Genomic DNA, 1,304 nt, shown 5'->3' with positions numbered 1-1,304 from the left:
GTCCGTCGTCGGCGGGGGCGTCCTGAGCGACGACTCACGCGGGATCACCGTCGGAGGCGGCACCGTCACCACGGCCTCGGCCGGGGCGTCCCCCCGCAGCCGCCCGAGCAACAGGTCCACGGCGGCCGCCGCCGCCCGGTCCAGGTGGAGATCGACGGCGGTCAGCGGCGGCTGCGCGGTGCGGGCGCGCAGACCGTCGTAACGGGTGACGACCATGACGTCCTCGGGGACGGCACGTCCGCTGTCCCGGACGGCCCGCAGCGCACCCACGGCGAAGGCGTCGACCAGGGCGCACACGGCGTCGAGGCCGGGGTGCTCGGCGAGCAGGGCGGCGCACCGCTCGTAGCCGGCCTGTTCACCGCCGGACTCCGGGGCGCTCGCCACGATCGGCTGCCAGCCGTGCTCGGCGGCGAGCCGTTCGTAGGCCGCGCGCGCGTCCACCGACGAGTGCCGGTCGCCGGAACCGACGAGCAGGGCGGGCCGCCTCGCGCCCTGCTCCCGCAGATGGGTCAGGAGCGCCTCGGCGACGGCCGCACCCTGCAGGTCGACGTACGGGACGGCCTCGTCCGGCGAGACGGGCCGGCCGAGCGCCACGTACGGCAGGCCGCGCTGCCGCAGCCGGGCCGCGGCGGCGTCGTCCACGTCGGGCTCCACGACGATGGCGCCGTCGATGTCGACCGAGTCCAGGGCGGCGCCCGACTGCACGGGCGGTACGAGCACGAGCGCGTAGTCGTGCAGGAGCGCGCTCTCGGCGGCCGCGGCGGCGACCTCCATGTAGAAGCCGAGCCGGGACGGGCCGCCGGCCACCGCGAAGGGCATCGACGAGGCGAGCGCGATCGCCCGGGCCTCGCCGCGCCGCAGCCGCTGGGCCCGCAGGTTGGGGCGGTACCCCAGCTCGGCCGCCACCTGCTTGATGCGTTCACGGGTCCGGGGGTCGACCTTGCCGAGCCCGTTGAGGGCGTGCGAGACGGTGGTCCGCGACACCCCCGCCGTACGGGCGACGTCGGCGATCGTCGGCGGTCGCGGGCTCGCTCCGGACCCGGAAGGGGGCATCTGCCGTCGCTCCTCTGGTCGTGCCGCACGGCACGGGGTGGGGTGGTGGGTCGTCCTATCTTCGCCGACGCCCAGAGCCGGCGGTGCGGGACGTGCAGGCCGTCCGTGCGGTCACTCGTGTCGCTCTCACCCACCGTCCGTGATCACCCTCATGATCCGGCGTACGGCGCTCCCGGCGCCAGACCTCTCTCGGCCCCGCTCTCCGGCCGGTGCGTCCCACCGGGTGGTTCGTCGCCCGGCGCCGGGCGACG

1 protein-coding gene is annotated in these 1,304 nt (G+C 76.5%); it reads right to left on the bottom strand.

The features are described 5' to 3' along the window. The coding region (locus CCN56_RS40940; protein WP_086832575.1) for a LacI family DNA-binding transcriptional regulator at positions 1-1,053 on the bottom strand (1,053 nt) is incomplete at its 3' end. Between the last annotated feature and the right edge of the window lie 251 nt (positions 1,054-1,304).

Origin of the sequence: Streptomyces sp. NRRL B-24572, assembly GCF_002156145.1 — a bacterium.
Taxonomy (GTDB): domain Bacteria; phylum Actinomycetota; class Actinomycetes; order Streptomycetales; family Streptomycetaceae; genus Streptomyces; species Streptomyces vietnamensis.
This window is presented reverse-complemented; position numbering and strand designations above follow the sequence as displayed.